This is a genomic window from Chitinophaga sp. CF118, assembly GCF_900112615.1.
In the GTDB taxonomy this organism is placed as follows: domain Bacteria; phylum Bacteroidota; class Bacteroidia; order Chitinophagales; family Chitinophagaceae; genus Chitinophaga.
Genome location: NZ_FOMK01000004.1, coordinates 745,748 through 771,726, shown reverse-complemented (window position 1 = coordinate 771,726; position 25,979 = coordinate 745,748). Strand labels below are relative to the sequence as shown.

Sequence of the window (25,979 nt, the reverse complement as noted above, 5' to 3'; positions counted from 1 at the left end):
TATGAATGTCCTATTTTTACCCAGAGAGAAGTAAAGCAGCTTAAAGCTGTTTTCAGGCACCCTGCTTGCAGGGTGCCTTTCTTTTAGCTGTGTTATTTACTCTTCAGTAAGTGGTCTTGCAGATACATAAGTTCTCCATCTGTCCAGCACTGCCGTAAAATCCGGTGGCAGCGGACTTTCAAAATGAATAGGCTGACGGGTGCGGGGATGGACAAAGCCCAGTGTTTGCGCATGCAGGGCATGACGGGGCATGAGTTCGAAGCAGTTTTCTACAAATTGTTTGTATTTGGCAAAGATGGTTCCTTTCCTGATGCGGTTCCCTCCATACGTTTCATCATTGAACAGGGAATGACCAATATGCTGCATATGTACCCTTATCTGGTGAGTACGGCCCGTTTCCAGCCGGCATTCGATCAGGGTTACATAATTAAAACGCTCCAATACTTTGTAGTGTGTGATTGCTTCTTTACCATATTCTCCATCCGGATAGGCATCCATTATCTTACGGAACCGCTGGTGACGGCCTACATGGGCTACCACAGTGCCTTCATCCTCTTCAAAATCACCCCATACCAGTGCCAGGTAACGGCGATGTACGGTGTGATCAAAGAACTGTTTGGCCAGGTCATTCATCGCTTTGTCCGACTTGGCAATAACCAGCAGTCCACTTGTATTCTTATCTATACGATGTACCAGCCCGAAACGGGGGAGGGCCGGTTCGGCAACGGTATGATCTCCGAGATACCATGCCAGTCCGTTTACCAGTGTACCGGTATAGTTGCCACAGCCGGGATGTACTACCATGCCCGGGTGCTTGTTAATCAGCATAATATCTTCATCCTCAAATACAATGTCCAGCGGCATCTCTTCAGGTATCACTTCTGTATTCTCGGGATTCTTACTGGTAAATACGATGATATGATCATGCGCTTTTACCTTGTAATTGGACTTTACGGGCTTATCATTCACCACTACCATCCCATCTTCACAGGCCTGCTGGATTTTGTTTCGGGTAGCACCTTCCACCCTGTTCATCAGGAACTTATCTATTCTAAGAGGCTCCTGCCCCTTATCAGCTATAATATTTACCCTTTCGAACAGCTCACTGCTGCCTTCTTCATTATCCAGTTCATCGTCCAATTCAAGCAATTCTTCCACCATGAGGATTTTTAAATTTTTGCAAAGGTAAGAATTGTTTATCTACTGCCCTATGTATCCAAACTTCGTAACTTTGCGGCTGCCATATGAACAAAGAGATTCACACAGCCGATTTAGGAAGAATAGATTATCAGGAAGCCTGGGATTACCAGGAAAAGCTCCTGCAGGAGAACGTACGCATCAAGCTGGCCAGGGGAAAGGGAACGGGTGAAGAAGATACCACAAACTATCTGCTGTTCTGCGAACATCCGCCTGTATATACATTAGGTAAAAGCGGGCATATAGAAAACCTGCTGATCAGCGAACAGCAGATGCAGGAGCAGGGCATCCACTTTTTCCCTACTAACCGCGGAGGGGATATTACTTATCATGGCCCTGGGCAGGTAGTAGCGTATCCTATTCTGGACCTGGAGAATTTCTTCACAGATATCGGGAAATATCTCCGTTTTCTGGAGGATGTGGTGATCCGGACATTGGCAGAATATGGGATCACCGGTAGCCGGTCTCCCGGAGAAACCGGTGTTTGGCTGGATCCGGAAGATAAAACAAGAGCCCGTAAGATCTGCGCTATGGGAGTGCGGTGCAGTCGCTGGGTAACCATGCATGGGCTGGCCCTGAATGTGAATACTGACCTGCGATATTTTAACAATATTATTCCCTGCGGGATTACTGATAAGAAAGTGGCATCCCTGAATGAAGAGCTGGGCCGGGAAATACCGGTAGCAGAGGTTAAAGCAAAGATGCAGCAACACTTTGCAGATGTATTTGGAGGAACGATAATAGTTAAATGATTCCTTTCGGATCCATCTGTGTTTAGCCTGTTTACATATTGATTATGAATCAACAAAATATCTGTTATCCTTTAAGATAATTAGAGATCAACAGGATGAGAATCAGTACAGTTTAGTTCTTGTAGTTCAATGGAATGAAGAGGTTCCATTTCTCATATGATTTATTACCCTCAAAAATCTCAAAGTTGAACCAACCGGAATGGAGGAATATTGCTTTTTCCAGGATGAGGAAAGGTTCTTTTACCTCTTTGATTTCGAAAAGGAAAGAGCCATCGGGTTCAAAGAATTTAACCGAATAGCGCTTATTGGCAGCATCTGGTAGTTTGATATTAATATTGCCGTCTACAGTAGTATATACATAGTTAGAAGGATGCCACACTACTACCTTTACTTCCTCTTTTTTTGGTTCCTCTTTAACCCCTGTAGTGGGGTTGGTAGTATTTTGTTTGGCTGCCGCAGCAGCAGCTGCTACAGCTTCCTTCACATCTGACAGCTGCAATTTCCGTCCGGCATCAATGGTACTGTCGGCCACAGCGAGCATTATTTTGGTATAGAGGTATTTACCTGAGTTAAAAGTTACCAGCAGGCGATAATAGTTAGAGCCTGGTAATGGTTTAGCATCTGAAAAGGTGTTCCTGTAATCATTAGGGGAAGACACATATCCAATTGTATAAAAGTACTGCACACTGTCGAGCGAGCGCTGTACACCTATCTGGGCTACATCTCTGAAACCGGAAATGAAATCCAGCTGGATCTTACCTGTTTTAATAAGAGCAGAGAACTCCGGCAGAACCGGAGGAATTCCATTTTGTGCCTGAACTTCAAATGCTGATATTATAGTAATAATTACCGCTACAATAAAAAAACGCGTCAACTGCTTCATATTAACTTATTCCGATCCAAGTTGGCAAAAATACAACTATGTCCAAATATAGTAAACGACTTTTTAAAAGTTTAAAACATCCGGAGATAAAGAAAGATTTCCCTGAAGACCTCCGGTATGAATGAGTAATATCTTACTGCCTGCCGGGAAGGCAGACTGGCTAAAGCCCCATACCAGTTTGCCGGTATATACCACATCCAGCGGAATCCGGGTTTCCTGGTAAAAATGATTGATAAAACTGATAAGACCGGAGGAGGTTTTTGCATATCCTCCGCCGTGGAAATCATGAATCAGTGTCCAGGGGGCAGCATGGAAAACAGATCCTTGCAGATCGGCGATCCCTCTAAGTAATGCTGCTACTTCTTCCTGTAAATAGGTAGCCCCTTTCAATACTACGTAACCCTGTACTAACTGATGAGGCTGCGCACTGCTGATAAGACCAGCTAACGTTGTACCGGTACCTACCGCGCAGAGAATATGGGTGAAAGCACTTGTATCTGCAAGCGAGAGAATCTCCTGGCACCCTCTGGCACCGGCAACATTGTTTCCTCCTTCAGGAATTATATATGCATCCGGGAAAAGGGGAGTCCAGTTTGTGCTGTCTTTGTGGCGGTAAACTTCCCGGCTCACAAATTCAAGTTGCATACCTTTTTCAACAGCTAACTGAAGGGTATGGCTGAGCTGAAGTGGCCTTTCTCCCCTGATAATGCCGATACAGGGTAATCCCGCAAGTTCACAAGCAGCAGCTGTGGCCGCAATATGATTGGAATATGCACCACCAAATGTGAGAATACGGCGTTTGCCGGCAGCTTCCAGGTTATATTTCAGTTTAAACCATTTATTACCCGATATTTCAGGATGCAACAGGTCTAAACGCAACATGGCTGCCTGGATGTTATCAGGCAGCCATGAAGGAGTAATATTTTGCAGTATAATATTCCTGTAATCAACCTCCATGTTATTCAAATCTACTGGTCTCCGTTTGTTCTTTTAATGAACGTCTATGTTAGTAAACAAGTATTTATTTAAATCTATTTTTTCACCGTTTTTAAACATGAATACGTCCAGCCACATGTTACCACCTGCATTGAAGTACTGTACTTTTATTTTGTGGAAACCTTTACGTAATGCACTGAAAGCTGTTTTATCTGTAAGGGTATGTGTGCCGTCATTATCTACCAGCGGTTTATCGTCTATGTATAAAACGGCTCCGTCATCTGCATTCACATGGAACTCGTATAATCCGTCAGTATCTATTTTTACATATCCTTCCCAGGTTACACTGTAGTTGGTTTTTCCCTGGTCGAGGAACGTTCTGATCTGAATGCCGGATATGATACCTGTGCTGTCTGCTTTTGCAGGGATCTGTTTCGTTTGACTGAGGGTGATATTGTTATTGAGAGAGAAATGGATTCCTTCTTTTTCAGGTTTTATATCGGCTGCAGGCTGATACACACTGTTTATATAAGTAGCACTATACAAGGGACTTTTACGACCGGAAGGTGTAACTACAATACATTGCAGCTTTACCGATCCGTTTGCAGGCACCTGCAAATGAATTGGCTGTGTATAGCGATTGCTGTTAATGCCTGGCTGATTACCATCTGTGGTGTAATAAATAGCAGCTCCTTTTACAGGAGGGGTAAGTTTAACGATGGCAGCAGGTGCTATAACAAGTTTGCTTTCCAGCCCGGCAGGTTCGGGGATCCGGAAATTGATATTTTCTTTTTCCATCCGGGCCAGTTCTGCAGGCATTTTTTTCAGGAAACGATTATAATTCTTTTTACTGGCGGGCGACCATGCAGTTTCTGATAATGCCAGTGCACGGGGCCATACCATGTAATCTGCCATCAGATTATCCGGAATGAATTCTGTCCAGATATTAGCCTGTACACCTTTGATATATTTTTGTTCTTCTGCATTCAGAGAAGGCGGTAGTGGTTCATATTTGTATATAGTAGATAAAGGAAGATAACCACCTGCATTCAGAGGTTCAGTAGCCGGATGCCCCTGGTAATAATCAAGGTATAGATAAGTATTGGGCGTCATGATTACATCATGTTTTTCTTTCGCCGCAGCAATACCACCTTCTTCGCCGCGCCAGCTCATCACTGTAGCATTTGGTGCCAGTCCGCCTTCCAGGATCTCATCCCAGCCTATGATATTACGTCCTTTGCTGTTTACGAATTTCTCAATGCGCTGAATGAAGTAACTCTGTAATGCATGTTCATCTTTTAAGCCGAGTTTCTTTATCAGTTCCTGCACCTGTGGAGATTCTTTCCATCTGTCTTTCAAACATTCGTCCCCACCTATATGGATATACTTAGCTGGAAAAAGATCCATTACTTCAATGAGTACATCTTCCAGGAAAGTGAACACAGAATCGTTTACTGGATTAAGTATATCTTTAGAGATGCCCCATGTGGAGCGTACCTCGTAAGGCCCGCCGGTATTGCCGAAGCTGGGATATGCAGTCAGCACTGCCTGTGAATGCCCCGGCATTTCAATTTCCGGAATGATGGTAATATGCCTTTCGGCAGCATACTTCACAATATCACGTACTTCATCCTGAGTATAATATCCTCCGTAAGGTTTTCCATCAAACCCGTTGCTATAGCGGTGATGGCCTACGATTGTTTCTTTTCTCTGAGAAGCGATTTCCTGTAAGCGTGGATATTTTTTTATCTCTATACGCCATCCCTGATCGTCTGTAAGGTGCCAGTGGAAACGGTTAAACTTATATTGTGCCATTACATCAATAAACTGTTTGATGTAGGAAGGAGGGAAGAAATGACGGCTTACATCGAGCATCAGACCGCGGTAGGCGAAGCGAGGTTTGTCAATGATTTGCACTCCAGGTATATGAATGGTTGTACTTTTTTCTAAAGGCAACAGTTGCTGTAATGTTTGTAATCCGTAGAAAAGTCCGGCAGCATCGCCTTTGAGGGAAACTGTACCTGCATTCACATCCAGTTCATATCTTTCAGGATAGATCATAGAATTTGTTTCAGGGTTATTCCCTGAAACATCTACGAAATTGATAACAGGCTGCTGGGGCATTTTTGGTAATGGTGCATTGCTGATCTGCAGCTCAATATTGTAATTGGCTTTCAGAAAGGCTTGCAGCAGATCTGCTGTTGTTTTCCCTGCCTGCCCTGTATAGTGGATCAATGTGTGGTCATTCAACACAAAACTTCCCGGCAGTGGTTTAAGATATTCCGGCTCCGGAATAATGGTAATATCTCCCGTTTTTAATTGTGCCATACCCCAGAAGCAGTATAACATTGCTAATGCAGACAACAGTAATTTCTTCATAAGATATGCGTTATTGTTATTTTTACTTGGTACGGAGTTTGCAGACATCTGGCCCCGGGCGTCGTATTACATGCTACTTTAATAAAACATTAAAAGAAGCTATGATAAGCAAAAAGAAAGTGTGAAAATACTTTTAATCATTAAATTTAGCCCCTGGAAATTTCGCTAACACAGTGATCACAATTTAAAACAAGTTCAAAAAAATGCAACCTACTTTATTGATTTTAGCAGCCGGCATGGCTAGCCGTTACGGTAGTTTAAAGCAGATACAGCAGTTTGGCCCGAGCGGAGAAACCATTATCGACTACTCTATCTATGATGCAATCAGGGCTGGTTTCGGCAAGATTGTGTTTATTATCCGTAAAGACTTTGAAGCTGAATTTCGCGAAATTTTCGAACCCAAGCTAAAAGGCAGGGTAGCAGTTGATTATGTTTATCAGGAAATGGATGCTTATCTGAACGGATATCCTGTACCCGCAGACCGTTCCAAGCCGTGGGGTACTGCTCATGCTGTATTATGTGCAAAGGATGCAATTAATGAGCCTTTTGCTGTAATTAATGGCGATGACTTCTATGGCCGTGATTCCTTTGAAAAGATGGCTACTTTCCTGCAGAATGCCTGTAAACCAGATGTATACAGTGTAGTAGGGTATGAACTTGGCAAAACCATCAGTGAGCATGGTTCTGTTTCCCGTGGTGTGTGTGCAGCAGATGAGAAGGGTAATCTGGCAGCCATAAACGAAAGAACAAAAGTGTATAAAGATGGTAATCAGATAGTATATGAAGATGCAGATGGCAGCAAGCATCCACTGGCGGCCGATACACCTGTATCCATGAACTTCTGGGGTTTCCATCCTTCTGTATTTACATTAAGTCAGCAACTGTTTAAAGACTTCCTGGCAAAGGATGGAGACAAGCCGAAGTCCGAATTCTTTATTCCGATTGTGGTAGATCACTTTATTAAGAATAAACTGGGTGTTGTAAATGTATTGCCTTGTGCAGCACAATGGTTCGGTGTAACTTATAAAGAGGATGCTCCGGGGGTACAAACCAGCCTCTCTGCCCTGGTAGAAAGTGGGGAATATCCAGACAATCTGTGGAAATAGGGCCGGATTATGTATAATAAATCGGGTGACAAACCAGATTTGATCTAAAGAATGGCACTTATATTTTAATATTTTCAAAAAGTGAACATTTGTTTGCGAATTGACTAAATTTTAAAATTGTATTGGTTTTTACTTTCATGACCAATACTTTTGTAGAAGCAAAAACGAAACACCTCCATGTGGGTAAATAAAGACAACAACAAGATCAGTCAAATCGTACCAGAGCTCAATTGGGCTATCACACTGGTCGTGATTGTCGTTGTCATTATTAGCCACCAAGTTGGAGGATAGGTAACTGTGTATAATCACTAAACGATAACAAATCGCCTTCCTCCACAAAAGGAAGGCGATTTTTTTATGCCTGTATAAACACGATTTCTTAATATCTGAATTATATGTATAGCTATTACAACGAGAACACCATTCTTTACATTGACGGAGAGTTCAAAAAAGCCACCGCGGCTACAACTGACCTGTATGGTCAATCTTTACATTACGGTTACGCTGTGTTTGAAGGCATTCGTGCTTACAAGACTGCTAGTGGGGAAGTAAAGATCTTTAAGGCAAAGGAACATTTTGACCGATTTAAGCGTTCATGTGAATTGATCCACATTCCTTACAATTTTGACAATGAGGCGTTAATTGCGGCCTGTTACAAAGTGCTGGAACTGAACAACCTTGAAGAAGCTTATATCCGCCCGCTTGCTTTTTGTCCACCAAACATGACATTAAAAGCTGCTTCTCAAACACATGTATTAATCTGTGCATGGGACTGGGGTGCTTATCTTGGTGAGAAATTGCTGCGTGTGCTGACGTCCTCTTATCAACGTCCGAACCCTAAAGCATTTAAAATAGAATCTAAATCTGCCGGTTTGTATGTAAACTCTATCCTCGCTTCGCAGGAAGCAAAGGAAAAAGGTTTCGATGAAGCATTGCTGCTGGATATGAACGGTTTTGTGGCTGAAGGTCCGGGAGCTAATCTTTTCTTCGAAAAAGACGGTAAGATCTTCACTCCTCCTCCGGGAAACATTCTGCCTGGTATTACCCGTGCTACTGTAATTGAACTGTGCAAGGAACTGGATATTCCTCTGGAAGAAAAACTGTTTACTATAGAAGAGCTGAAAACAGCTGATGCTGCATTCTTCTGTGGTACTGCTGCCGAAGTGATAGGCTTTGAATCCCTGGATAACCAAAAGTTTGGTAAACCATGGGCAGAATCATTGGGTAAAGTATTGCAACAGGCATACAAAGCCAAAGTACTGGGAAAAGAATTTAAACGTGAAGCGGCTAAAGTAGCGTAAACTACTGGTGTTCAGTACATAAATGTTGCCATATTCCGGGTGAAACCCGGAACGGGGGCAGTATTTGTATATAATTTAGATAAGAATAGATACCTGCGGGTGGTCAGACGGCTTCCGGCCGTCCGATCACTTTTCCGCAGGAATGACAAAAACAGCCCTTAAAATGTCTTAAATAAACAGGCTAAGGAAGCTCTTCTGAACTTTTGGATTTTGGATTTTTAAGATCACGTTATGCAATGCCAGTAAGGATTTGGGCGTAAATTTAACAGATTTGAAGACCGGCTAACCGGTAATTGTTGGTTTGGAACTTGCCTCATTTCACAGCTATTTTGCATCCTACTTAATATGATTAACCATACCGATGCAACAAGCAACCGGTATATGGAAATAGCAACTAAGGAAATATAACAACAGATGGAACTGAACAAATACAGTAAAACGCTCACCCAGGATCCCACCCAACCGGCCGCACAGGCACAGTTATACGGGATAGGTTTAACGGAAGAAGACCTGAAAAAAGCACAGGTAGGCGTTGCCAGTATGGGCTACGACGGTAATACCTGTAATATGCACCTCAATGACCTGGCTCAACAGGTCAAAAAAGGCGTATGGGCAAATGACCTGGTCGGACTTACTTTCCATACCATAGGCGTCAGCGATGGTATGAGTAATGGTACACCCGGTATGCGCTATTCCCTGGTCAGCCGTGATCTGATTGCTGATTCCATCGAAACTGTATGTGGTGCACAATATTATGATGCACTGATCACCGTTCCGGGCTGTGATAAAAACATGCCGGGCTCCCTGATGGCAATGGGCCGCTTAAACCGCCCTTCTATCATGGTATACGGGGGCACTATTGCACCCGGTAAATACAAAGGACAAGACTTAAACATCATCTCAGCGTTTGAAGCACTGGGCCAGAAAATGGCCGGTAACCTGGATGAGGAAGATTATAAAGGTATTATCATGCATTCCTGTCCTGGCGCCGGCGCCTGCGGGGGTATGTATACCGCTAATACAATGTCCTCTGCGATAGAAGCGCTGGGAATGAGCTTACCTTACAGCTCTTCCAGCCCTGCTTTGAGCAAGGAAAAACAACAGGAATGTGCTGAGGCAGGTAAATATATCCGCCTGCTGCTTGAAAGAGATATCAAGCCTTCGGATATCATGACTTACGAGGCATTTGAAAACGCTGCTACAGTGATCATTGCACTGGGAGGTAGTACCAATGCCGTACTGCATTTCATTGCCATCGCAAAATCTGTGGGATTGAAATTCGGTTTAGAAGATTTTCAGCGTATCAGTGATAAAACACCGCTGATAGCCGATCTGAAACCAAGCGGTAAATACCTGATGGAAGACCTTCACAATATCGGTGGTGTTCCTTTGGTAATGAAATATCTGCTGAAGAAAGGTTTCCTGCATGGTAACTGCCTGACAGTAACAGGTAAAACGATAGCAGAGAACCTGGAAAGTGTACCAGATCTTGAATTTGAAACACAGGATATCATCAGGGCGCTGGAAACACCACTGAAAGAAACCGGTCACATACAAATGCTGTATGGTAATATCGCTGAACTGGGTTCTGTTGCCAAGATCACCGGTAAAGAAGGGGAACGTTTCACAGGACCTGCACGTGTGTTTGATGGTGAGTTTGAACTGATTGCAGGTATCACCAGCGGACGTGTGAAAGCAGGTGATGTAGTGGTAATCAGGCAGGTAGGCCCTAAAGGGGCTCCCGGTATGCCCGAAATGCTGAAACCTACTTCCGCAATCATGGGTGTGGGCTTAGGTAAAAGCGTAGCGCTGATTACAGATGGCCGTTTCTCTGGTGGTACACATGGTTTTGTGGTAGGGCATATTACGCCTGAAGCACAGGAAGGTGGTAACATCGGGCTGATACAGGACAACGACATAATAGAAATAGATGCAGTGAGTAATAAGATTAACGTGCAGCTGAGCAATGAAGAACTGGCATCCCGCAGGGCAAAATGGATCAAGCCCGCTTTGAAAGCTACCAATGGAATCCTATTTAAGTACGCAAAACTCGTTAAAAATGCAACAGAAGGATGTGTTACCGATGAAGACTAAGCCAACTGAGAAGTTTGAGCTAACTGCGGACACACTGAATATCTCAGGCTCTGAAGCCGTGATCCGCTCGCTGATTGCAGAAGGTGTCGAAACTATTTTCGGCTATCCCGGAGGCGCAATTATGCCTATTTACGATGCCCTGTACGATTTCCAGGACAAAGTCCATCATATATTGGTCCGCCATGAACAGGGTGCTACACATGCTGCCCAGGGATATGCGCGTACTTCTGGTAAGGTAGGGGTGGTATTTGCCACTTCCGGCCCGGGTGCTACCAACCTGGTAACAGGTTTGGCAGATGCTTATATGGATTCAACTCCTATGGTATGTATCACTGGCCAGGTAGCAGCTGCACTATTAGGTACAGATGCTTTCCAGGAAACGGATGTAATAGGTATTACAATGCCTATCACTAAGTGGAACATCCAGGTAACTCGTCCCGAAGATATTCCAGGCGCTATTGCTAAAGCATTCTACATAGCTGCCAGCGGCCGTCCCGGTCCTGTACTGGTAGATATTACCAAGAATGCACAGGCTGCCAAATTTGATTACGAATATAAAAAGTGTGATTATATCCGCAGTTACCGCCCGGTTCCCGAACTGGACCCTGCTGCGATAGATGCGGCTGCTGCACTCATCAACAGTGCAAAAAAACCGTATATACTTTGTGGTCACGGTGTACTGATCTCCGGTGCTGAAAAGGAACTGATTGCTTTTGCTGAAAAGGCACAGATTCCTATCGCTTCTACTTTATTAGGATTGTCTGCTGTTCCGGTAGATCATCCTTTATATGTAGGATATCTGGGGATGCATGGCAACTATGCGCCTAACATCATGACAAATGAATGTGATGTGGTGATTGCTGTAGGGATGCGCTTTGACGACCGTATCACTGGTGATGTAACGCATTATATCAAGCAGGCGAAAGTAGTCCATATTGAAATAGATGCGGCAGAGATTCATAAGATCATCAAAGCAGATGTGCCTGTACATGCAGATGCTAAAACGGCTCTGAAGGCTTTGATTGGAAAAGTAAATGCAACGAAACACGACGAATGGTTGCAGGAGTTTAAAGAAGCAGATAAGAAGGAGCATGAGAAGGTTATTCAACCTGAATTATATCCTGAAGGTGATCAGCTGAAGATGGCGGAAGTTATCCGCAGGATATCTGAAAAAACAGGTGGTCATGCAGTACTGGTAACAGATGTTGGTCAGCACCAGATGATTGCTTCCCGTTATTATCGTTTTAAAGATCCGAATACCAATATCACTTCTGGTGGTATGGGTACGATGGGTTTTGCTTTACCGGCAGCAATGGGAGCCAAGGTAGGTGTACCTGAAAAGGAAGTGGTAGCGATCATCGGAGACGGTTGTTTCCAGATGACTTTACAGGAGCTGGGTACTATTTATCAGTCTGAAATAGGCGTGAAAATAGTGATCCTCAACAATAACTTCCTGGGTATGGTGCGTCAGTGGCAACAGTTGTTCCATGATAAGCGTTATTCTTCTACAGAGATGATAAATCCTGATTTTGTGCAGATTGCCAAAGGGTTTTATATCCCAGGCAAGAAGGTAAGCACCCGTGGAGAAATTGATGCTGCTATTGACGAAATGCTGGCGCACAAAGGTGCATATCTGCTGGAAGTAGTAGTAGAACAGGAAGGTAATGTATTCCCAATGGTACCTGCGGGCGCCCCGATAGCTAATATCAGGCTCGATTAAACAAGAACACTATGGAAAAAGAATATACAGTAACGGTATATACGGAAGACAGGATCGGTATCACGAACCGTATCACTGTTATCTTTACACGCCGCCGTATCAACATCACCAGCCTTACTACGGCTGAAACAGAGATACCCGGTGTATACAAATTTATCATCACAGTACTTTCCGAAAGGTCTAAGCTGGAAAAGATAGTTGGCCAGATAGAAAGGCTGATAGAAATACACCGTGCCTTTGTACATGACGAAGATGAAGTAGTATACCAGGAACTGGCGCTCTATAAGATCTCTACAAAATCATTACAGAACGGGAATATCGAAAAGCTGATTCGTGAGAACCAGGCAAGAATACTCACTATTACGGATGAATATTTTGTAATTGAGAAGACCGGCCACCAGCATGAACTGATATCATTACAGCAGAAGCTGGCACCTTATGGTTTGATTGAATATTCAAAAAGCGGCAGAGTAGCTATTGTAAAATGGAGCCGCCGTTTTCATGATCATCTGAAAGAGCTGGCCGGACTGCATACTGATAATCTGCCACCGGCTGATTATAGCAGTACATCCACGATAACAGCAGCAGAAGAAAGTATCTGATCAAAAATAATTTAATAACAAAAAGCTGGCGGCTAAGGGCTTGCGGCACAAAAACAACAAAAAACACTATCAAAACATGGCAACCATCAATTTTGGCGGGGTACTGGAAGACGTAGTAACCAGAGAAGAATTCCCCATGGAAAAGGCTAGAGAAGTGCTGAAGAATGAAGTGATAGCAGTAATTGGTTATGGCGTACAAGGTCCGGGCCAGGCACTGAACCTGAAAGACAATGGCTTTAACGTGATTGTAGGACAGCGTAAAGGATCTAAAACCTGGGATAAAGCCGTTGCTGATGGCTGGGTACCTGGTCAAACACTGTTTGAAATCGAAGAAGCTGCCAAGAAAGGTACTATCATTCAGTTCCTGTTGAGCGATGCTGGTCAGATCACTTTGTGGCCTACTTTAAAACCACATCTGACTGCAGGTAAAGCACTGTATTTCTCCCATGGTTTTGGTATCACTTATAAAGATCAAACTGGTATTATACCTCCGGCTGATGTGGATGTGATCCTGGTTGCCCCTAAAGGCTCCGGTACCTCTCTGCGCAGACTGTTCCTGGCTGGTCAGGGTCTGAACTCCAGCTTCGCTATTTTCCAGGATGCTACCGGCCGTGGCCGTGAGCGTGCAATCGCTTTAGGTATTGGCGTTGGTTCCGGTTACCTGTTCGAAACTGACTTCCTGAAAGAAGTTACTTCCGACCTTACCGGCGAACGTGGTACTCTGATGGGTGCTATCCAGGGTATCTTCGCTGCTCAGTACGAAGTACTGCGTAAGAATGGTCACTCTCCATCAGAAGCATTCAACGAAACAGTTGAAGAGCTGACACAGTCTCTGATGCCACTGGTAGCAGAAAATGGTATGGACTGGATGTATGCTAACTGTTCTACTACTGCTCAGCGTGGTGCGCTCGACTGGTGGAAGAAATTTAAAGCAGCCAGCCAGCCAGTATTTGAAGAATTATATGCCAGCGTAAAAGCAGGTAAAGAAGCTGCCCGTTCTATCGCTTCCAACAGTACGCCTGATTACCGTGCTAAACTGGATGAAGAACTGAAAGAACTCCGCGAAAGCGAAATGTGGCAGGCAGGTGCGGCTGTAAGAAAGCTGCGTCCAAACGCATAATAAAACTCATAACGATAATGATCAATTGCGGACGGGGGATACATTATTCCTTATCCGTAATTGATCATTTTAATTTAGTAAAATGTCTCAGGTAATTACAAGTGTAGATCCTCTCAATATACTCGATGCAGCGGCGAAGTTAAAGTCGGTGGTAACCCGCACTCCTCTCTCTTATAGTGCTACCTTATCCCGCCGGTATAATGCAGATATTTATCTGAAAAGAGAAGATATGCAAATTGTACGCTCCTATAAATTGCGCGGGGCCTACAACATGATCAGCAGCCTGGATAAAGAAATACTTTCCAAAGGGGTTACCTGCGCCAGCGCAGGCAATCATGCACAGGGCTTTGCCTATGCCTGCAGACAAATGGATATACATGGCGTGGTATTCATGCCTATCGTTACACCAAGACAGAAAGTGACCCAGGTAACCATGTTTGGTGGTGATAACATACAGATAAAACTGGTTGGAGATACATTTGATGATTGCTCTGCCGAAGCACAGGCATATACCAAAACACATGGCATGACTTTTATTCCTCCTTTCGATGATCCGAAAATCATTGAAGGACAGGGTACCGTAGCAGTTGAAATACTGGAAGACCTGACTAACATAGATTATCTCTTTGTTCCTATTGGTGGTGGCGGGCTGGCTGCTGGTGTGGGAACTTATTTTAAGGCGTATAGTCCTGATACTAAAATTATTGGTGTAGAACCGGAAGGGGCTCCTTCTATGTTGCGTGCACTGGAAAATGGGGGCCCTATTACTCTTCCCGAAATAGAACGTTTTGTGGATGGTGCTGCTGTAAAAAGAGTGGGCAATCTCACCTACGAAATATGCAAAGATGTATTGTCTAAGATGCACCTGGTTCCGGAAGGAAGGGTGTGTTCCACTATATTAAGACTGTATAACGAAGATGCTATTGTGGTAGAACCCGCCGGTGCTTTGTCTATGGCTGCACTGGAAGATTTTGCTAAAGAAATAGAAGGCAAAACAGTAGTGTGTGTGGTGAGCGGTAGCAATAATGATATTGACCGCATGCAGGAAATAAAAGAACGGTCACTGTTATACGAAGGATTAAAACACTATTTCATTATCCGCTTCATACAACGTCCGGGAGCATTGAAAGAATTCGTAAATCATGTATTAGGCCCTACGGATGATATTACCCGTTTTGAATTTATTCAGAAGCATAACAAGGAGATGGGACCTGCGCTGATAGGTGTAGAACTGAAGAACAAAGAGGATTATGATATCCTTATTGCAAACTTTAATAAATACAATATTCACTATACAGAACTTAATAAAGATGATAATCTTTTTGGGTATTTAGTGTAGATGTTATACTTAGTTTTTAAACGGCTTCATTCTGGTAATGGAGCCGTTTTTTTATGCGATGACTTCAGGGGTAGTATATGGATATCTTATATGTGACATGCATTATAAACAGGAGGTAAGCAGGAGGTAAACAGGGGTTAAACAGGTGTTAGTTCGCTTAAAACCTGTTTAACCCCTGTTTACCTCCTGCTTATCTCCTGTTTAAAGTACTAGGCTTGGCAAAGAAATTACACAGGCTATCCATTATTATCGTGTTATAAAACAGTAAATACTTTTAACTTCAATGCTGCATATTATAATAATCAGGTACATTGAATAAAATATGTAGACATGAGTAATTTGATGGAGGCTGCTGTGCTACCGGCATTTGGAGCCGCTAGCGTCTTCAGGATAGAAAGAGTGCCCGTGCCTTTACCTGCAGCAGAGCAGGTACTGGTGAAAGTAAGAGCGGCAGGATTAAACCCTGTGGATTATAAGACCCGCATGGGTAAAGGATATGCCGCAGGTATCTCCCTGCCTGCCATTTTAGGTTGGGATATTGCGGGAGAAGTGGTGAGCCTGGGAGATGGTGTGAGTAAGTTTGATACCGGCGACCGGATCTTTGGGTTAAGTAATTTTCCTCAACTGGGCTGTGCCTATGCGGAATATGCTGTAGTGCAGGAAAACGAGTTTGCGATTATCCCTAAAAATGTTTCTTCTATAGACGCAGCAGCCACACCATTGGCTACATTAACGGCCTGGGCCGCATTATTCGATCATGCAGAAGCAACAGCAGGACAGCGGGTGCTGATCCATGCGGCAGCAGGTGGTGTAGGACATATAGCTGTTCAACTGGCAAAATGGAAAGGTTGTTTTGTAGCAGGCACCGCCTCTGAAAATAACCATGCCTTTTTAAGGGAACTGGGTATCGACGCTGTGATCGATTATAAAGCACAACCCTTTGAAAGCGCTATAGAACCGGTAGATGTAGTAATAGATGGTATGGGTGGAGAAATAGCCCTGCGCTCCCTGGATATACTTAAGCCTGGAGGAATCCTGGTATCTCTTCCCAGTATGTATAAAGATGATCCCGCTATTATAGCAAAAGCCCGTGAAAAGGGGGTGCAGGTAAAATGGATGTCTGTAAGACCAGATGGTGAGCGGATGGATCAAATAGCTGCATTGCTGGCAGGTGGGCAACTAAAAATAAAAGTAGCTGCTACCTTTCCTTTAATGGATGTAACAAAGGCCCATCAACTGCTGGAATCACATCATGTAACAGGAAAAGTGGTGTTAACCCTTTAACGCTTTCTCATGCTTAGTTTTTGGGAAAAACAACATCTTTTACAATATGATTATATAATTGCCGGTAGCGGCATAGTAGGATTGTCTGCCGCTATCAGTCTGAAGGAACTGCAACCACACGCCAGGGTACTGGTTCTGGAGAAAGAAATCTTACCCACAGGAGCAAGCACCAAAAATGCCGGTTTTGCCTGTATCGGTAGCCTTACCGAATTGCTGGCCGATCTGAAATTGATGCCAGCTACAGAGGTAGTGGCTTTATTACAGTTACGTCGTAATGGTCTGCAATTGTTACGGCAACGGATTGGGGATGCCAATATGGATTATCGGGAACGGGGCAGTTATGAACTGATCAGCGATGCGGAAGAACCTGCACTGAAGCGGATGGAGGAGGTAAATAGCCTTCTGCAGCCTGTACTTGGTGGCCCGGCATTTAAGCAGATAAATAACCGTTTTGGCTTTAATCCCCAATACGTGAAGACGCTGGTGCAGAACAATTACGAAGGAGAGCTGAACACCGGCAAAATGATGCGCTGCCTCATAGATATTGCGATTAGTAAGGGGGTAGAGATAAAAACCGGCTGCCCTATTAACAATATAGAAGATACAGGTGTCGGGGTACACGTAACGGTGAAGGATATCACCTTTCATTGCCGGGGACTGGCCATATGTACCAACGCATTTACCCGTGAGCTACTGCCGGATGTACCCCTGCAACCGGGCAGGGGGCAAGTACTAATGACAAGCGTAATCCCCAACCTGCCCTTTCGCGGCATATTCCACATGGAAGAAGGCTACTATTACTTTCGCGAGCTGCAGGGGAGGGTATTATTCGGCGGCGGACGAAATCTTGACTTTGCCACAGAGGCTACCACGGAGTTTGACCTTAACCAACAGATCCAACAACAATTGGAAAACCGGCTTCACAATATTATATTGCCTGCACATTCTTTTACTATTACTGAACGGTGGACAGGAATTATGGCTTTTGGAGACACACGAAAGCCACTAATCCGGAAATATTCTCCGAATATCGCACTCGGAGTACGGATGGGGGGGATGGGAGTGGCTATCGGTTCCATAGTTGGAGAACAATTGGCTAATTTATTACTACAATAAGATGAAAAATAATTAGCTATTACACAAACTGTTTTATAATTTTAAATGTAAATTTTACATTTAATTAAAATGTTGCTATATTGATTGCTTATTAATTTCTTTTTACCACGTTGATTTTATGCAAAAGAGCTTACAATTCCTCGATTATGTTGTTTTCTTAGTGTATTTTCTGATTGTTGCCGGTTACGGTTTCTATATCTACCAGAAAAAAAAGAAAAAAACTACCGATTCAAAAGACTTTTTCCTGGCGGAAGGATCTCTTACCTGGTGGGCTATCGGAGCCTCATTGATTGCCTCTAATATTTCTGCGGAGCAATTCATTGGTATGTCTGGTTCCGGTTTCGCAATTGGTTTGGCTATTTCCACCTATGAATGGATGGCAGCGGCTACTTTGATAGTAGTAGCTGTATTTTTTCTTCCCATCTATCTCAAAAACAAGATTTATACAATGCCGCAGTTCCTGCTAACGCGGTATAATAAAACAGTGAGCACCATCATGGCGGTGTTCTGGCTGTTGTTGTATGTGATAGTGAACCTGACCTCTATCCTTTATCTTGGAGCGCTGGCTATCAACACTATTTCCGGCATTAATTTCTATCTCTGTATGAGTTTACTGGCAATATTTGCTGTATTCATTACACTGGGAGGGATGAAAGTGATCGGTTATACGGATGTAATCCAGGTGTTTTTCCTGATCCTGGGAGGATTGGCTACTACTTACCTGGCACTCAGCCTGGTATCCGAACATTTTGGTGAAACCGGTGTTATTAAAGGGTTCCACCTGTTAACGCAGCACGCAGATGATCATTTCCATATGATCTTAAAGAAGGATGACCCGCATTATCTGGATTTACCTGGATTATCGATCCTGGTAGGTGGTATGTGGATTGTGAACCTGAACTATTGGGGATGTAACCAGTATATCACGCAACGCGCATTGGGAGCGGATCTTAAAACTGCACGCAGCGGTCTGCTGTTTGCCGGTTTCCTGAAACTCCTCATGCCTGTGATTGTAGTATTACCTGGTATTGCAGCTTATGTACTGCATCAACAGGGAATGTTCCAGACTGAAATGCTTAAAGAAGGAGTAGTGAACCAGGATAATGCTTATCCTGTATTAATGAACCTGTTGCCGATAGGTATGAAGGGACTGGCTTTTGCTGCATTAACTGCTGCGATTGTGGCTTCCCTTGCAGGTAAAGCAAACAGTATCTCTACGATCTTCTCACTGGATATCTATAAAGAGATCTTTAATAGAAAAGCCAATGAAAAGGAAATTGTAAACGTTGGTCGCTGGGTTGTTGTTATCGCAATGATACTAGCTATCGTGATCTCTCCTTTCCTTGGTATAGAAAAAGGTGGATTCAAGTTTATTCAGGAATATACCGGTTTCGTTTCTCCGGGTATCTTTGCCATGTTTGTACTGGGCTTCTTCTGGAAGCGGGCTACTCCATCTGCAGCATTGTTTGCGATGATTGGAGGGGTTGTTCTTTCCTTCGTGCTGAAGTTCCTGCCTGATGCGGTAGATCTTTCTTTCCTTAGCGGCATCGGATTTGCAGCACCTAATGCTGCAGGTGTATATGAAATACCATTCCTTGACCGTATGGGTATTGTATTCATATTCTGTGTGGTTGGTATGATCCTGATTTCACTGATAGCTCCTAAACGGGTTGTGGCTGCAGATGGACCTAAAGGACTGGAAGTAGATTCTTCTATGTTCAGAACATCTACATCTTTCACCGTTATCGCTATTCTGGTTTGCGGTATCCTGATTGCATTATACGCGGCATACTGGTAGGCTACAAACTTTGTACTTCCAGCAGTGTCTAAAAAGTTATTAATAATCTTTTGTTACAAACACGAGACGACTCCTGACAGAGTTTGAAATCAGGGGCTGACTAAAAAGTAAAATGAAGGCGTTAAGAATCGCGTAAAAGCAATTTAGTCTCCATCATCTTACCCGAGAGGGGGGATCCTTTTTAGTCAGCTCTCCGTGTTTATAGTGCTGTTATAGATTTATCCAAATATTAAATGCCGGGGAAACCAGGCATTCTGGCTTTATAATATGAAATATACGATTGGTTATGATTTAGGCTCTTCTTCTGTGAAGGCGGCCTTGATGGAGATTGAAACAGGTAAATGCCTGGCAACTGCGGTAAGTCCTGCACAGGAAATGCCTATGCAAGCGCCAGTAGCTGGCTGGGCCGAGCAGGACCCTGAATTGTGGTGGCAGGAAGTACAAAACGCTACACATATCTTACAACGTCAGCATCCTTTTGATGGAGCGCTGGTAGCAGGTATTGGTATTGCATACCAGATGCATGGCCTTGTATGTGTAGATAAAGAGCAGCGCGTGCTGCGTCCTTCTATCATCTGGTGTGATAGTCGTGCTGTGGAAATAGGGAATGAGGCTTTTGAAACATTGGGCCATAACTGGAGTCTGCAATATCTCTTAAATTCTCCTGGCAACTTTACCGCCTCTAAGCTGCGCTGGGTACAGCAATACGAACCTGAGATTTATGCACGCATTCATAAAATAATGCTGCCGGGCGATTTTATTGCGATGCGTCTTACAGGTGAAGCTGCAACAACTATCTCCGGATTATCTGAAGGGATCTTCTGGGATTTTAGTGGCAGACAGGCATCCCAGGTATTACTGAAACATTATAATATCAATCAATCCCTGTTGTCTGATATTGTTCCCACCTTCGGGATTCAGGGAAAGGTAACTGCGGCAGCAGCTGCATTACTTGGACTGGCAGCAGGTACACCTGTTACTTACAGGGCAGGAGATCAACCTAACAACGCATTTTCGCTAAATGTGCTGAAGCCAGGTGAAGCCGCTACTACAGCCGGCACATCGGGTGTAGTATATGCAGTGCATGATCATATTGCTTTTGACAATGAAAGCCGTGTGAACACTTTTGTACACGTGAATGATACAGAGAAAGCTCCCCGTAATGGTGTGCTGATGTGTTTGAATGGTACAGGCATCCTTAATAGCTGGCTGCGGCAGATGACCGGCAACCTGGCTTATGATGAGATGAACTCCCTGGCAGGTAAAGCACCAGCCGGCGCCCGTGGATTAAAAATCTATCCTTTCGGGAATGGTGCTGAGCGTATCCTTGCAAATAAAGATACCGGTGCTGTTTTTAATAATCTGAACTTTAATATCCACAGTCGCGAGCACCTTTTGCGTGCAGGCCAGGAAGGAATTGTATTCGCCCTGAAATACGGGATGGATATCATGACAGATATGGGATTGCAGATTCATCGCGTAAGAGCAGGACGGGCTAATATGTTCCTGAGCCCTCTTTTCCGTGAGGTATTTGCGAATACAGCGAATGTGGTGATTGAATTATATAATACGGATGGCGCACAGGGAGCTGCCCGTGCTGCCGGAATAGGTGCAGGTTGTTATAAGGAAGAAGAGGCGTTCAAGGGAATGGAATGCCTGGCTACAATAGAGCCGGATGCAAAGCTGCAAACGCAATATGCAGAAATATACCAGCAATGGCTGGAAGGATTGAAGCACATTATTAATAGCTGACACATTACAGCTACACACATATACACGTTGGATCAAAAAAACGAATTACAATGAGCATTACACTAGGGAATCAGGAGTACTTCAAAGGCATAGGTAAAATTGCTTATGAAGGTCCTCAATCGAACAATCCATTTGCGTACAAATGGTATGATGAGAACAGAAAAATTGGTGGTAAAACCATGAAGGAATTATTCCGCTTTGCGGTGTCTTACTGGCATACGTTCTGCGGAACCGGTGGAGATCCTTTTGGTCCGGGTACCAAAGAATTTCCCTGGTTAGCGGCACCTGATGCCGTACAGAGTGCAAAGGATAAAATGGATGCTGCTTTTGAGTTTATTACCAAACTGGGTGTGCCATATTATTGCTTTCATGATATAGATCTCGTAGATGAAGGTGCTACTATCAAAGAGTACGAAAGCCGTATGCAACAGGTGGTAGATTATGCAAAAGAAAAACAGAAAGCCAGTGGTGTGAAGCTGCTGTGGGGAACTGCCAATGTATTCAGCAATCCGCGTTACATGAACGGTGCTTCTACCAATCCTGATTTTTCTGTGCTGGCATATGCTGGTACGCAGGTGAAGAATTCACTGGATGCTACCATCGCTTTAGGTGGTGAGAACTATGTATTCTGGGGTGGCCGTGAAGGTTATATGACGCTGCTCAATACGAACATGAAACGCGAACAGGAACATCTGGCGAAATTTCTGACTGTTGCACGTGATTACGCCCGTAAACAAGGCTTCAAAGGCACCTTCTTTATTGAACCTAAACCTTGCGAACCTACCAAACATCAGTATGACTATGACAGTGCAACTGTAATTGGTTTCCTGCGTCATTTCGGATTGGACAAAGACTTTAAACTGAATATTGAAGTGAACCATGCAACATTGGCTGGTCATACTTTCCAGCATGAGCTGCAGGTAGCTGCAGATAATGGTTTCCTCGGCAGCATCGATGCTAACCGTGGTGATCAGCAGAATGGCTGGGATACTGATCAGTTCCCGATGAACCTGAATGATATGGTAGAAGCCATGCTGGTAATCCTGGAAGCAGGTGGCTTCAGCGGTGGTGGTGTTAATTTTGATGCTAAAACACGCCGTAATTCTACCGACCTGGAAGATATTTTCCACGCACATATCGGTGGTATTGATTCCTTTGCACGCTCTGCTATCATAGCTGAAAAAATACTGGCAGAATCTCCTTATAAAAAATTCCGTACAGACCGTTATGCTTCTTTCGACAGCGGTAAGGGTAAGGAATTTGAAGAAGGCAAACTGACGCTGGAAGACTTGCGCAATTTTGCGATAAGCAATGGCGAACCCAAACATATCAGTGGTAAACAGGAATGGCTGGAGAATATTATCAATCAATATATCTGATAAGAAATCTCATTTGTTGAGTTGATATAAGAAAAGAAAGCTGCCGTAAAAAGCAGCTTTCTTTTTGCCTTGTCATATTATAAAAGAGTTTAATTACTATCTTTACGCAGTTAAAAAAAACCATATTTACTATGAAAATTTCAGCTATCCTCATCCCTACATTAGTTGTAGCCTTATCTTCCCTTACAGTAAATGCACAGGATCATCCAAAACGTGATACTGCAGGTGTACATCATGATCATAAAGACATGAAAGGACCAGGTAAAGATGGTAAGAACAAGGACAAAAAAGATGCTCCTAAAGACAAACCAGCACCCGGAAAAGACGGTAAACCAGGAGAACATTTAGGTAAAGACGGCAACCCTGGAGAACACCTGGGTAAAGATGGTAAACCAGGAGAAAAACCAGGTAAAGACGGTAAACCAGGTAAAGATGGTAAACCTCATGAGCATAAGGATGCTGCGAAAAAAGAAGGAGCAGACAAACAATAGTTGACTGCTATGAAATTATTTTGAAAGCGGGAGCTGTATCAGAAAACGATACAGCTCCTTTTTTTTATTTGATTCCTTTTGATGGAGACATCTAATCATTTAAACGACCGTCAGACACTTTTTAAATACCAGCTTTTAAAAGGCCTTGGAAGGTACTGGTGACAAACAATTCGCCTCTTCCTGATTGATCCCGGAAGGCAATGTTTAAGCAAAATTTCTGATACTGCTGTTGATTTGAAAGCTCGCTAAAAAGAATGTTTTCAGCCTGGATTTTAAGATTTTTATACTCATTTATGAACTTCGTTCCTGCAGATTATTCTGATTCTGAAGAGTCGTTTATGTGATCCTCAATCCCTGATTTTACCATTGAGTTCTCCTTCTTCTTATAGAGTAGCATGCTGTTCATTTAATACATTTTCTCTTACTTTAACCTAAGAGGGTGCTTCATTTCCGGGGTATTTTATTTCTTTCATATACCTCTTCTTTTTTGTAATTTACATACATGTTCTCCATCGATATTTTTCATCAGGCGGGTTTTGAAATCATTGCTCTCACTGATAATAAAAGTGGCACACAGGTAGAGATTATTCCTGCTTGCGGAGCCTTACTGCATGCTTTCCGGGTCCCACAGGATGGGGGACTGCTGAATATCATAGACAGCTACAGTAGTTTGCAGGATTATCAGAATAATTTGTCTGAATACTTCAGGAGTGCGAAGCTGAGTCCTTTTGCCTGCCGTATTCCTGACGGTAAATATGAATGGCAGCAAAAAGAATATACGATTGAAAAATCGGTATCTCCCGGTAAAGTTATTCACGGATTGCTTTATGATGTACCCTTTAATGTGACTGCACAGGTAGCAGATAAAAATAGTGCTGTATTAACTATGTATCATGAATACAACGGAGATGATGCAGGATATCCGTTCCCTTATCTTTGCGAAGTACAATACAGCTTGCTACGAGGGTCTCAGCTGAATATTACTACTATTATCAGAAATCTTTCCGGAACCGCTATTCCGCTTATGGATGGCTGGCATCCCTATTTTAGTACCGGCACGCCGGTAGATGAAATGGAGTTACAGTTTGCTTCAACACAAATAGTGGAATTTAATGCGCAACTGGTTCCTACGGGTAAGTTATTGCCTAATAACAAGTTTTCCAAACTCACCAGTTTATCTGATGAGTTGCTTGATAACTCATTCATGCTGGATTTTACGAAGGGGGCACCTTTGTGTCTGCTGCGTGACCCGAAAAAGCAGGTGGATATCACCTTTTACCCCGGAACCTGTTATCCTGTATTGCAGATCTATATTCCACCTCACCGTGATAGTATTGCCATAGAAAACCTCACCGGGGCACCAAATGCATTTAATAACGGAATAGGACTACTAACGGTGCCAGCAGGAGAAAGCAGGGAGTTCAGCACCACTCTTATTGCTGCTGCATGGTAAGTGCAGGGTATCCGGCATAGTCTTTGGAACTTTAATAGGGTAAAGATTATTAGTTCACCCAAAAAAGTTACGTTATGGATACCTTACAAATCAAAGGCACATGGAATGAGTTAAAGGGAAAGATCAAGCAGAAATATGCAGATCTTACTGATGACGATTTGTTATATGAAGAAGGTCAGGAAGATCGTCTTATTGGAAAAATCCAGCAGAAGCTCGGTAAGTCAAGAGATGAAGTTATTAAACTCATAAAATCGGCTTAAAATGGGAAATCTATTATATCTTATTGCAGTAATACTTATCATTGGCTGGTTATTGGGTGTATTTGTATATTCGGCAGGTAGCCTGATACATGTGTTGCTTGTAATAGCCATTATAGCCATTATTCTGCAGGTAATAAGAGGTTCAAGGTAAATATTACCTTATATAAATTATGGTTAATATTTTCATAAATCCTCCTGTTACCCAGGAGGATTTTTTTGTAAAGCGAAGGGCATTTTCTACCTTGACTGTAAATCACCCGAATTAAGGCTCAAACTATGCAGACAATCAGACCTGTAAGAAGGCTCATCACATTTTTTCTAGTTAGCTGTTGTAGTATACTCATGCTGGCAGTACGGACACAGGCACAGCAGGTAACGGTAACTGGTAGTATCGTAGATAAGGACAACAGGCTGGTATTGCCTTATGCAAGCGTATTCAACAAGAGCACTGGTAAGAGGGCGTATTCTGATAAAGGAGGGTTTTATAAGATCTCTGCTAATCCAAAAGATCTGATTATATTCTCTTTTATAGGTTACAAGCCGGATAGTATTGTTGTTTCACAGGCTATTGGAACAGAAACCAGAGAGATAGGGTTGGTGGTAGAGTCGAAGCAACTGCGTAGTGTTGAAGTAAGTTCCCGGTTGACGCCTTACCAGATAGATTCGCTTGAACGGCGGGAGAAGTTTGGTTATATCCTGGATCTTCCTAATCACAGGTTGGCAGGCGATAATACACCTCAGGGGGCAGGTATTGTATTTAGTCCGTTTACGCGTTATTCCAGGAAGGAAAAACAGAAAAGAGAGTTTAAGAAGATTTATGCAAAAGCCGAAATGCAGAAATATATTGATTCAAGATTTACTCCGTTATTTGTTAGTCGTGTAACCAGTTTGAAAGGCGATTCCCTCCTGCATTTTATGCAGGATAATTATCCTGATTATAACACAATACGTTCGTTGAACCAGGAAGATTTTATTTACTGGGTAACGGATAAGTATAAAGCATGGATGAAGAAATAA

Annotated in this window: 22 protein-coding genes; 18 read left to right on the top strand and 4 right to left on the bottom strand. The window is 43.3% G+C overall.

The features are described 5' to 3' along the window. Positions 1–96: 96 nt before the first annotated feature. Positions 97–1,161 (bottom strand): RluA family pseudouridine synthase, encoded by a 1,065-nt coding sequence (locus BM176_RS19355; protein ID WP_090105940.1) that lies wholly within the window; start codon positions 1,159–1,161, stop codon positions 97–99. Positions 1,162–1,244: 83 nt separating this feature from the next. Between BM176_RS19355 and lipB the strand changes: the two genes are divergently transcribed. Then, the gene (gene lipB / locus BM176_RS19350; RefSeq protein WP_090105939.1) at positions 1,245–1,949 is read left to right on the top strand and encodes a lipoyl(octanoyl) transferase LipB; all 705 of its coding nucleotides are present in this window, start codon (positions 1,245–1,247) and stop codon (positions 1,947–1,949) included. Between the two features lie 112 nt (positions 1,950–2,061). Here lipB and BM176_RS19345 read toward each other — a convergent pair whose 3' ends face one another. The 3 genes from BM176_RS19345 to BM176_RS19335 form a co-directional block, all read right to left on the bottom strand. Beyond that, positions 2,062–2,832 carry a hypothetical protein gene (locus BM176_RS19345; protein ID WP_090105938.1) on the bottom strand — a complete coding sequence of 257 codons (771 nt, stop codon included), beginning with the start codon at positions 2,830–2,832 and terminating at the stop codon, positions 2,062–2,064. A gap of 63 nt (positions 2,833–2,895) precedes the next feature. Beyond that, the gene (locus BM176_RS19340; protein ID WP_090105937.1) at positions 2,896–3,789 is read right to left on the bottom strand and encodes a 1-aminocyclopropane-1-carboxylate deaminase/D-cysteine desulfhydrase; all 894 of its coding nucleotides are present in this window, start codon (positions 3,787–3,789) and stop codon (positions 2,896–2,898) included. 33 nt (positions 3,790–3,822) lie between these two features. After that, entirely contained in the window at positions 3,823–6,147 is a 2,325-nt protein-coding gene (locus BM176_RS19335) for a family 20 glycosylhydrolase (RefSeq protein ID WP_177230457.1), read from the bottom strand. 203 nt (positions 6,148–6,350) lie between these two features. Between BM176_RS19335 and BM176_RS19330 the strand changes: the two genes are divergently transcribed. From BM176_RS19330 to BM176_RS19255, 17 genes are all read left to right on the top strand, one after another. Next, entirely contained in the window at positions 6,351–7,253 is a 903-nt protein-coding gene (locus BM176_RS19330) for a sugar phosphate nucleotidyltransferase (protein WP_090105936.1), read from the top strand. 395 nt (positions 7,254–7,648) lie between these two features. Next, positions 7,649–8,554: a branched-chain amino acid transaminase gene (locus tag BM176_RS19325; protein ID WP_090105935.1), complete on the top strand. Its 906-nt coding sequence runs from the start codon at positions 7,649–7,651 to the stop codon at positions 8,552–8,554. 414 nt (positions 8,555–8,968) lie between these two features. Next, on the top strand, positions 8,969–10,648 hold the full coding sequence (gene ilvD, locus BM176_RS19320; RefSeq protein WP_090105934.1) for a dihydroxy-acid dehydratase: 1,680 nt from the start codon (positions 8,969–8,971) through the stop codon (positions 10,646–10,648). Beyond that, positions 10,614–12,368 carry a biosynthetic-type acetolactate synthase large subunit gene (ilvB, locus tag BM176_RS19315; RefSeq protein ID WP_090105933.1) on the top strand — a complete coding sequence of 585 codons (1,755 nt, stop codon included), beginning with the start codon at positions 10,614–10,616 and terminating at the stop codon, positions 12,366–12,368. Before ilvD ends, ilvB begins: the two co-directional genes overlap by 35 nt. A gap of 11 nt (positions 12,369–12,379) precedes the next feature. Continuing rightward, entirely contained in the window at positions 12,380–12,970 is a 591-nt protein-coding gene (gene ilvN / locus BM176_RS19310) for an acetolactate synthase small subunit (RefSeq protein WP_090105932.1), read from the top strand. Positions 12,971–13,046: 76 nt separating this feature from the next. After that, positions 13,047–14,090 (top strand): ketol-acid reductoisomerase, encoded by a 1,044-nt coding sequence (gene ilvC / locus BM176_RS19305; protein ID WP_090106139.1) that lies wholly within the window; start codon positions 13,047–13,049, stop codon positions 14,088–14,090. An 82-nt stretch (positions 14,091–14,172) separates the two neighbouring features. Then, positions 14,173–15,429, top strand: coding sequence for a threonine ammonia-lyase IlvA (gene ilvA / locus BM176_RS19300; RefSeq protein WP_090105931.1), 1,257 nt, complete (start codon positions 14,173–14,175; stop codon positions 15,427–15,429). Positions 15,430–15,759: 330 nt separating this feature from the next. Continuing rightward, positions 15,760–16,713 carry an NADP-dependent oxidoreductase gene (locus tag BM176_RS19295; protein ID WP_090105930.1) on the top strand — a complete coding sequence of 318 codons (954 nt, stop codon included), beginning with the start codon at positions 15,760–15,762 and terminating at the stop codon, positions 16,711–16,713. A 9-nt stretch (positions 16,714–16,722) separates the two neighbouring features. Further along, positions 16,723–17,829 carry an NAD(P)/FAD-dependent oxidoreductase gene (locus BM176_RS19290; RefSeq protein ID WP_090105929.1) on the top strand — a complete coding sequence of 369 codons (1,107 nt, stop codon included), beginning with the start codon at positions 16,723–16,725 and terminating at the stop codon, positions 17,827–17,829. 118 nt (positions 17,830–17,947) lie between these two features. After that, complete coding sequence (locus BM176_RS19285; protein WP_090105928.1) at positions 17,948–19,627, top strand: sodium/sugar symporter; 1,680 nt, start codon at positions 17,948–17,950, stop codon at positions 19,625–19,627. 267 nt (positions 19,628–19,894) lie between these two features. Then, entirely contained in the window at positions 19,895–21,379 is a 1,485-nt protein-coding gene (locus tag BM176_RS19280; protein WP_090105927.1) for a xylulokinase, read from the top strand. 50 nt (positions 21,380–21,429) lie between these two features. Further along, positions 21,430–22,758: a xylose isomerase gene (gene xylA, locus BM176_RS19275; RefSeq protein WP_090105926.1), complete on the top strand. Its 1,329-nt coding sequence runs from the start codon at positions 21,430–21,432 to the stop codon at positions 22,756–22,758. 131 nt (positions 22,759–22,889) lie between these two features. After that, positions 22,890–23,249 carry a hypothetical protein gene (locus tag BM176_RS19270; RefSeq protein ID WP_090105925.1) on the top strand — a complete coding sequence of 120 codons (360 nt, stop codon included), beginning with the start codon at positions 22,890–22,892 and terminating at the stop codon, positions 23,247–23,249. 502 nt (positions 23,250–23,751) lie between these two features. Beyond that, positions 23,752–24,702: an aldose 1-epimerase gene (locus BM176_RS19265; RefSeq protein ID WP_090105924.1), complete on the top strand. Its 951-nt coding sequence runs from the start codon at positions 23,752–23,754 to the stop codon at positions 24,700–24,702. Between the two features lie 74 nt (positions 24,703–24,776). After that, positions 24,777–24,962, top strand: a complete 186-nt coding sequence (locus tag BM176_RS19260) for a CsbD family protein (RefSeq protein ID WP_090105923.1) — start codon at positions 24,777–24,779, stop codon at positions 24,960–24,962. Position 24,963: 1 nt separating this feature from the next. Next, positions 24,964–25,113: a lmo0937 family membrane protein gene (locus BM176_RS32210; RefSeq protein WP_143097860.1), complete on the top strand. Its 150-nt coding sequence runs from the start codon at positions 24,964–24,966 to the stop codon at positions 25,111–25,113. A gap of 125 nt (positions 25,114–25,238) precedes the next feature. Then, on the top strand, positions 25,239–25,979 hold the full coding sequence (locus BM176_RS19255; protein WP_090105922.1) for a carboxypeptidase-like regulatory domain-containing protein: 741 nt from the start codon (positions 25,239–25,241) through the stop codon (positions 25,977–25,979).

What these genes read in the sequence shown, in the direction of transcription:
- BM176_RS32210 (WP_143097860.1), top strand. Translation starts at nt 24,964, where the DNA reads ATGGGAAATCTATTATATCTTATTGCAGTAATACTTATCATTGGCTGG.
- ilvB (WP_090105933.1), top strand. Translation starts at nt 10,614, where the DNA reads ATGCAACAGAAGGATGTGTTACCGATGAAGACTAAGCCAACTGAGAAG.
- BM176_RS19340 (WP_090105937.1), bottom strand. Translation starts at nt 3,789, where the DNA reads ATGGAGGTTGATTACAGGAATATTATACTGCAAAATATTACTCCTTCA.
- ilvA (WP_090105931.1), top strand. Translation starts at nt 14,173, where the DNA reads ATGTCTCAGGTAATTACAAGTGTAGATCCTCTCAATATACTCGATGCA.
- ilvC (WP_090106139.1), top strand. Translation starts at nt 13,047, where the DNA reads ATGGCAACCATCAATTTTGGCGGGGTACTGGAAGACGTAGTAACCAGA.
- ilvD (WP_090105934.1), top strand. Translation starts at nt 8,969, where the DNA reads ATGGAACTGAACAAATACAGTAAAACGCTCACCCAGGATCCCACCCAA.
- BM176_RS19295 (WP_090105930.1), top strand. Translation starts at nt 15,760, where the DNA reads ATGAGTAATTTGATGGAGGCTGCTGTGCTACCGGCATTTGGAGCCGCT.
- BM176_RS19355 (WP_090105940.1), bottom strand. Translation starts at nt 1,161, where the DNA reads ATGGTGGAAGAATTGCTTGAATTGGACGATGAACTGGATAATGAAGAA.
- BM176_RS19325 (WP_090105935.1), top strand. Translation starts at nt 7,649, where the DNA reads ATGTATAGCTATTACAACGAGAACACCATTCTTTACATTGACGGAGAG.
- BM176_RS19290 (WP_090105929.1), top strand. Translation starts at nt 16,723, where the DNA reads ATGCTTAGTTTTTGGGAAAAACAACATCTTTTACAATATGATTATATA.
- BM176_RS19280 (WP_090105927.1), top strand. Translation starts at nt 19,895, where the DNA reads ATGAAATATACGATTGGTTATGATTTAGGCTCTTCTTCTGTGAAGGCG.
- xylA (WP_090105926.1), top strand. Translation starts at nt 21,430, where the DNA reads ATGAGCATTACACTAGGGAATCAGGAGTACTTCAAAGGCATAGGTAAA.
- BM176_RS19335 (WP_177230457.1), bottom strand. Translation starts at nt 6,147, where the DNA reads ATGAAGAAATTACTGTTGTCTGCATTAGCAATGTTATACTGCTTCTGG.
- BM176_RS19265 (WP_090105924.1), top strand. Translation starts at nt 23,752, where the DNA reads ATGTTCTCCATCGATATTTTTCATCAGGCGGGTTTTGAAATCATTGCT.
- BM176_RS19345 (WP_090105938.1), bottom strand. Translation starts at nt 2,832, where the DNA reads ATGAAGCAGTTGACGCGTTTTTTTATTGTAGCGGTAATTATTACTATA.
- ilvN (WP_090105932.1), top strand. Translation starts at nt 12,380, where the DNA reads ATGGAAAAAGAATATACAGTAACGGTATATACGGAAGACAGGATCGGT.
- lipB (WP_090105939.1), top strand. Translation starts at nt 1,245, where the DNA reads ATGAACAAAGAGATTCACACAGCCGATTTAGGAAGAATAGATTATCAG.
- BM176_RS19330 (WP_090105936.1), top strand. Translation starts at nt 6,351, where the DNA reads ATGCAACCTACTTTATTGATTTTAGCAGCCGGCATGGCTAGCCGTTAC.
- BM176_RS19285 (WP_090105928.1), top strand. Translation starts at nt 17,948, where the DNA reads ATGCAAAAGAGCTTACAATTCCTCGATTATGTTGTTTTCTTAGTGTAT.
- BM176_RS19270 (WP_090105925.1), top strand. Translation starts at nt 22,890, where the DNA reads ATGAAAATTTCAGCTATCCTCATCCCTACATTAGTTGTAGCCTTATCT.
- BM176_RS19255 (WP_090105922.1), top strand. Translation starts at nt 25,239, where the DNA reads ATGCAGACAATCAGACCTGTAAGAAGGCTCATCACATTTTTTCTAGTT.
- BM176_RS19260 (WP_090105923.1), top strand. Translation starts at nt 24,777, where the DNA reads ATGGATACCTTACAAATCAAAGGCACATGGAATGAGTTAAAGGGAAAG.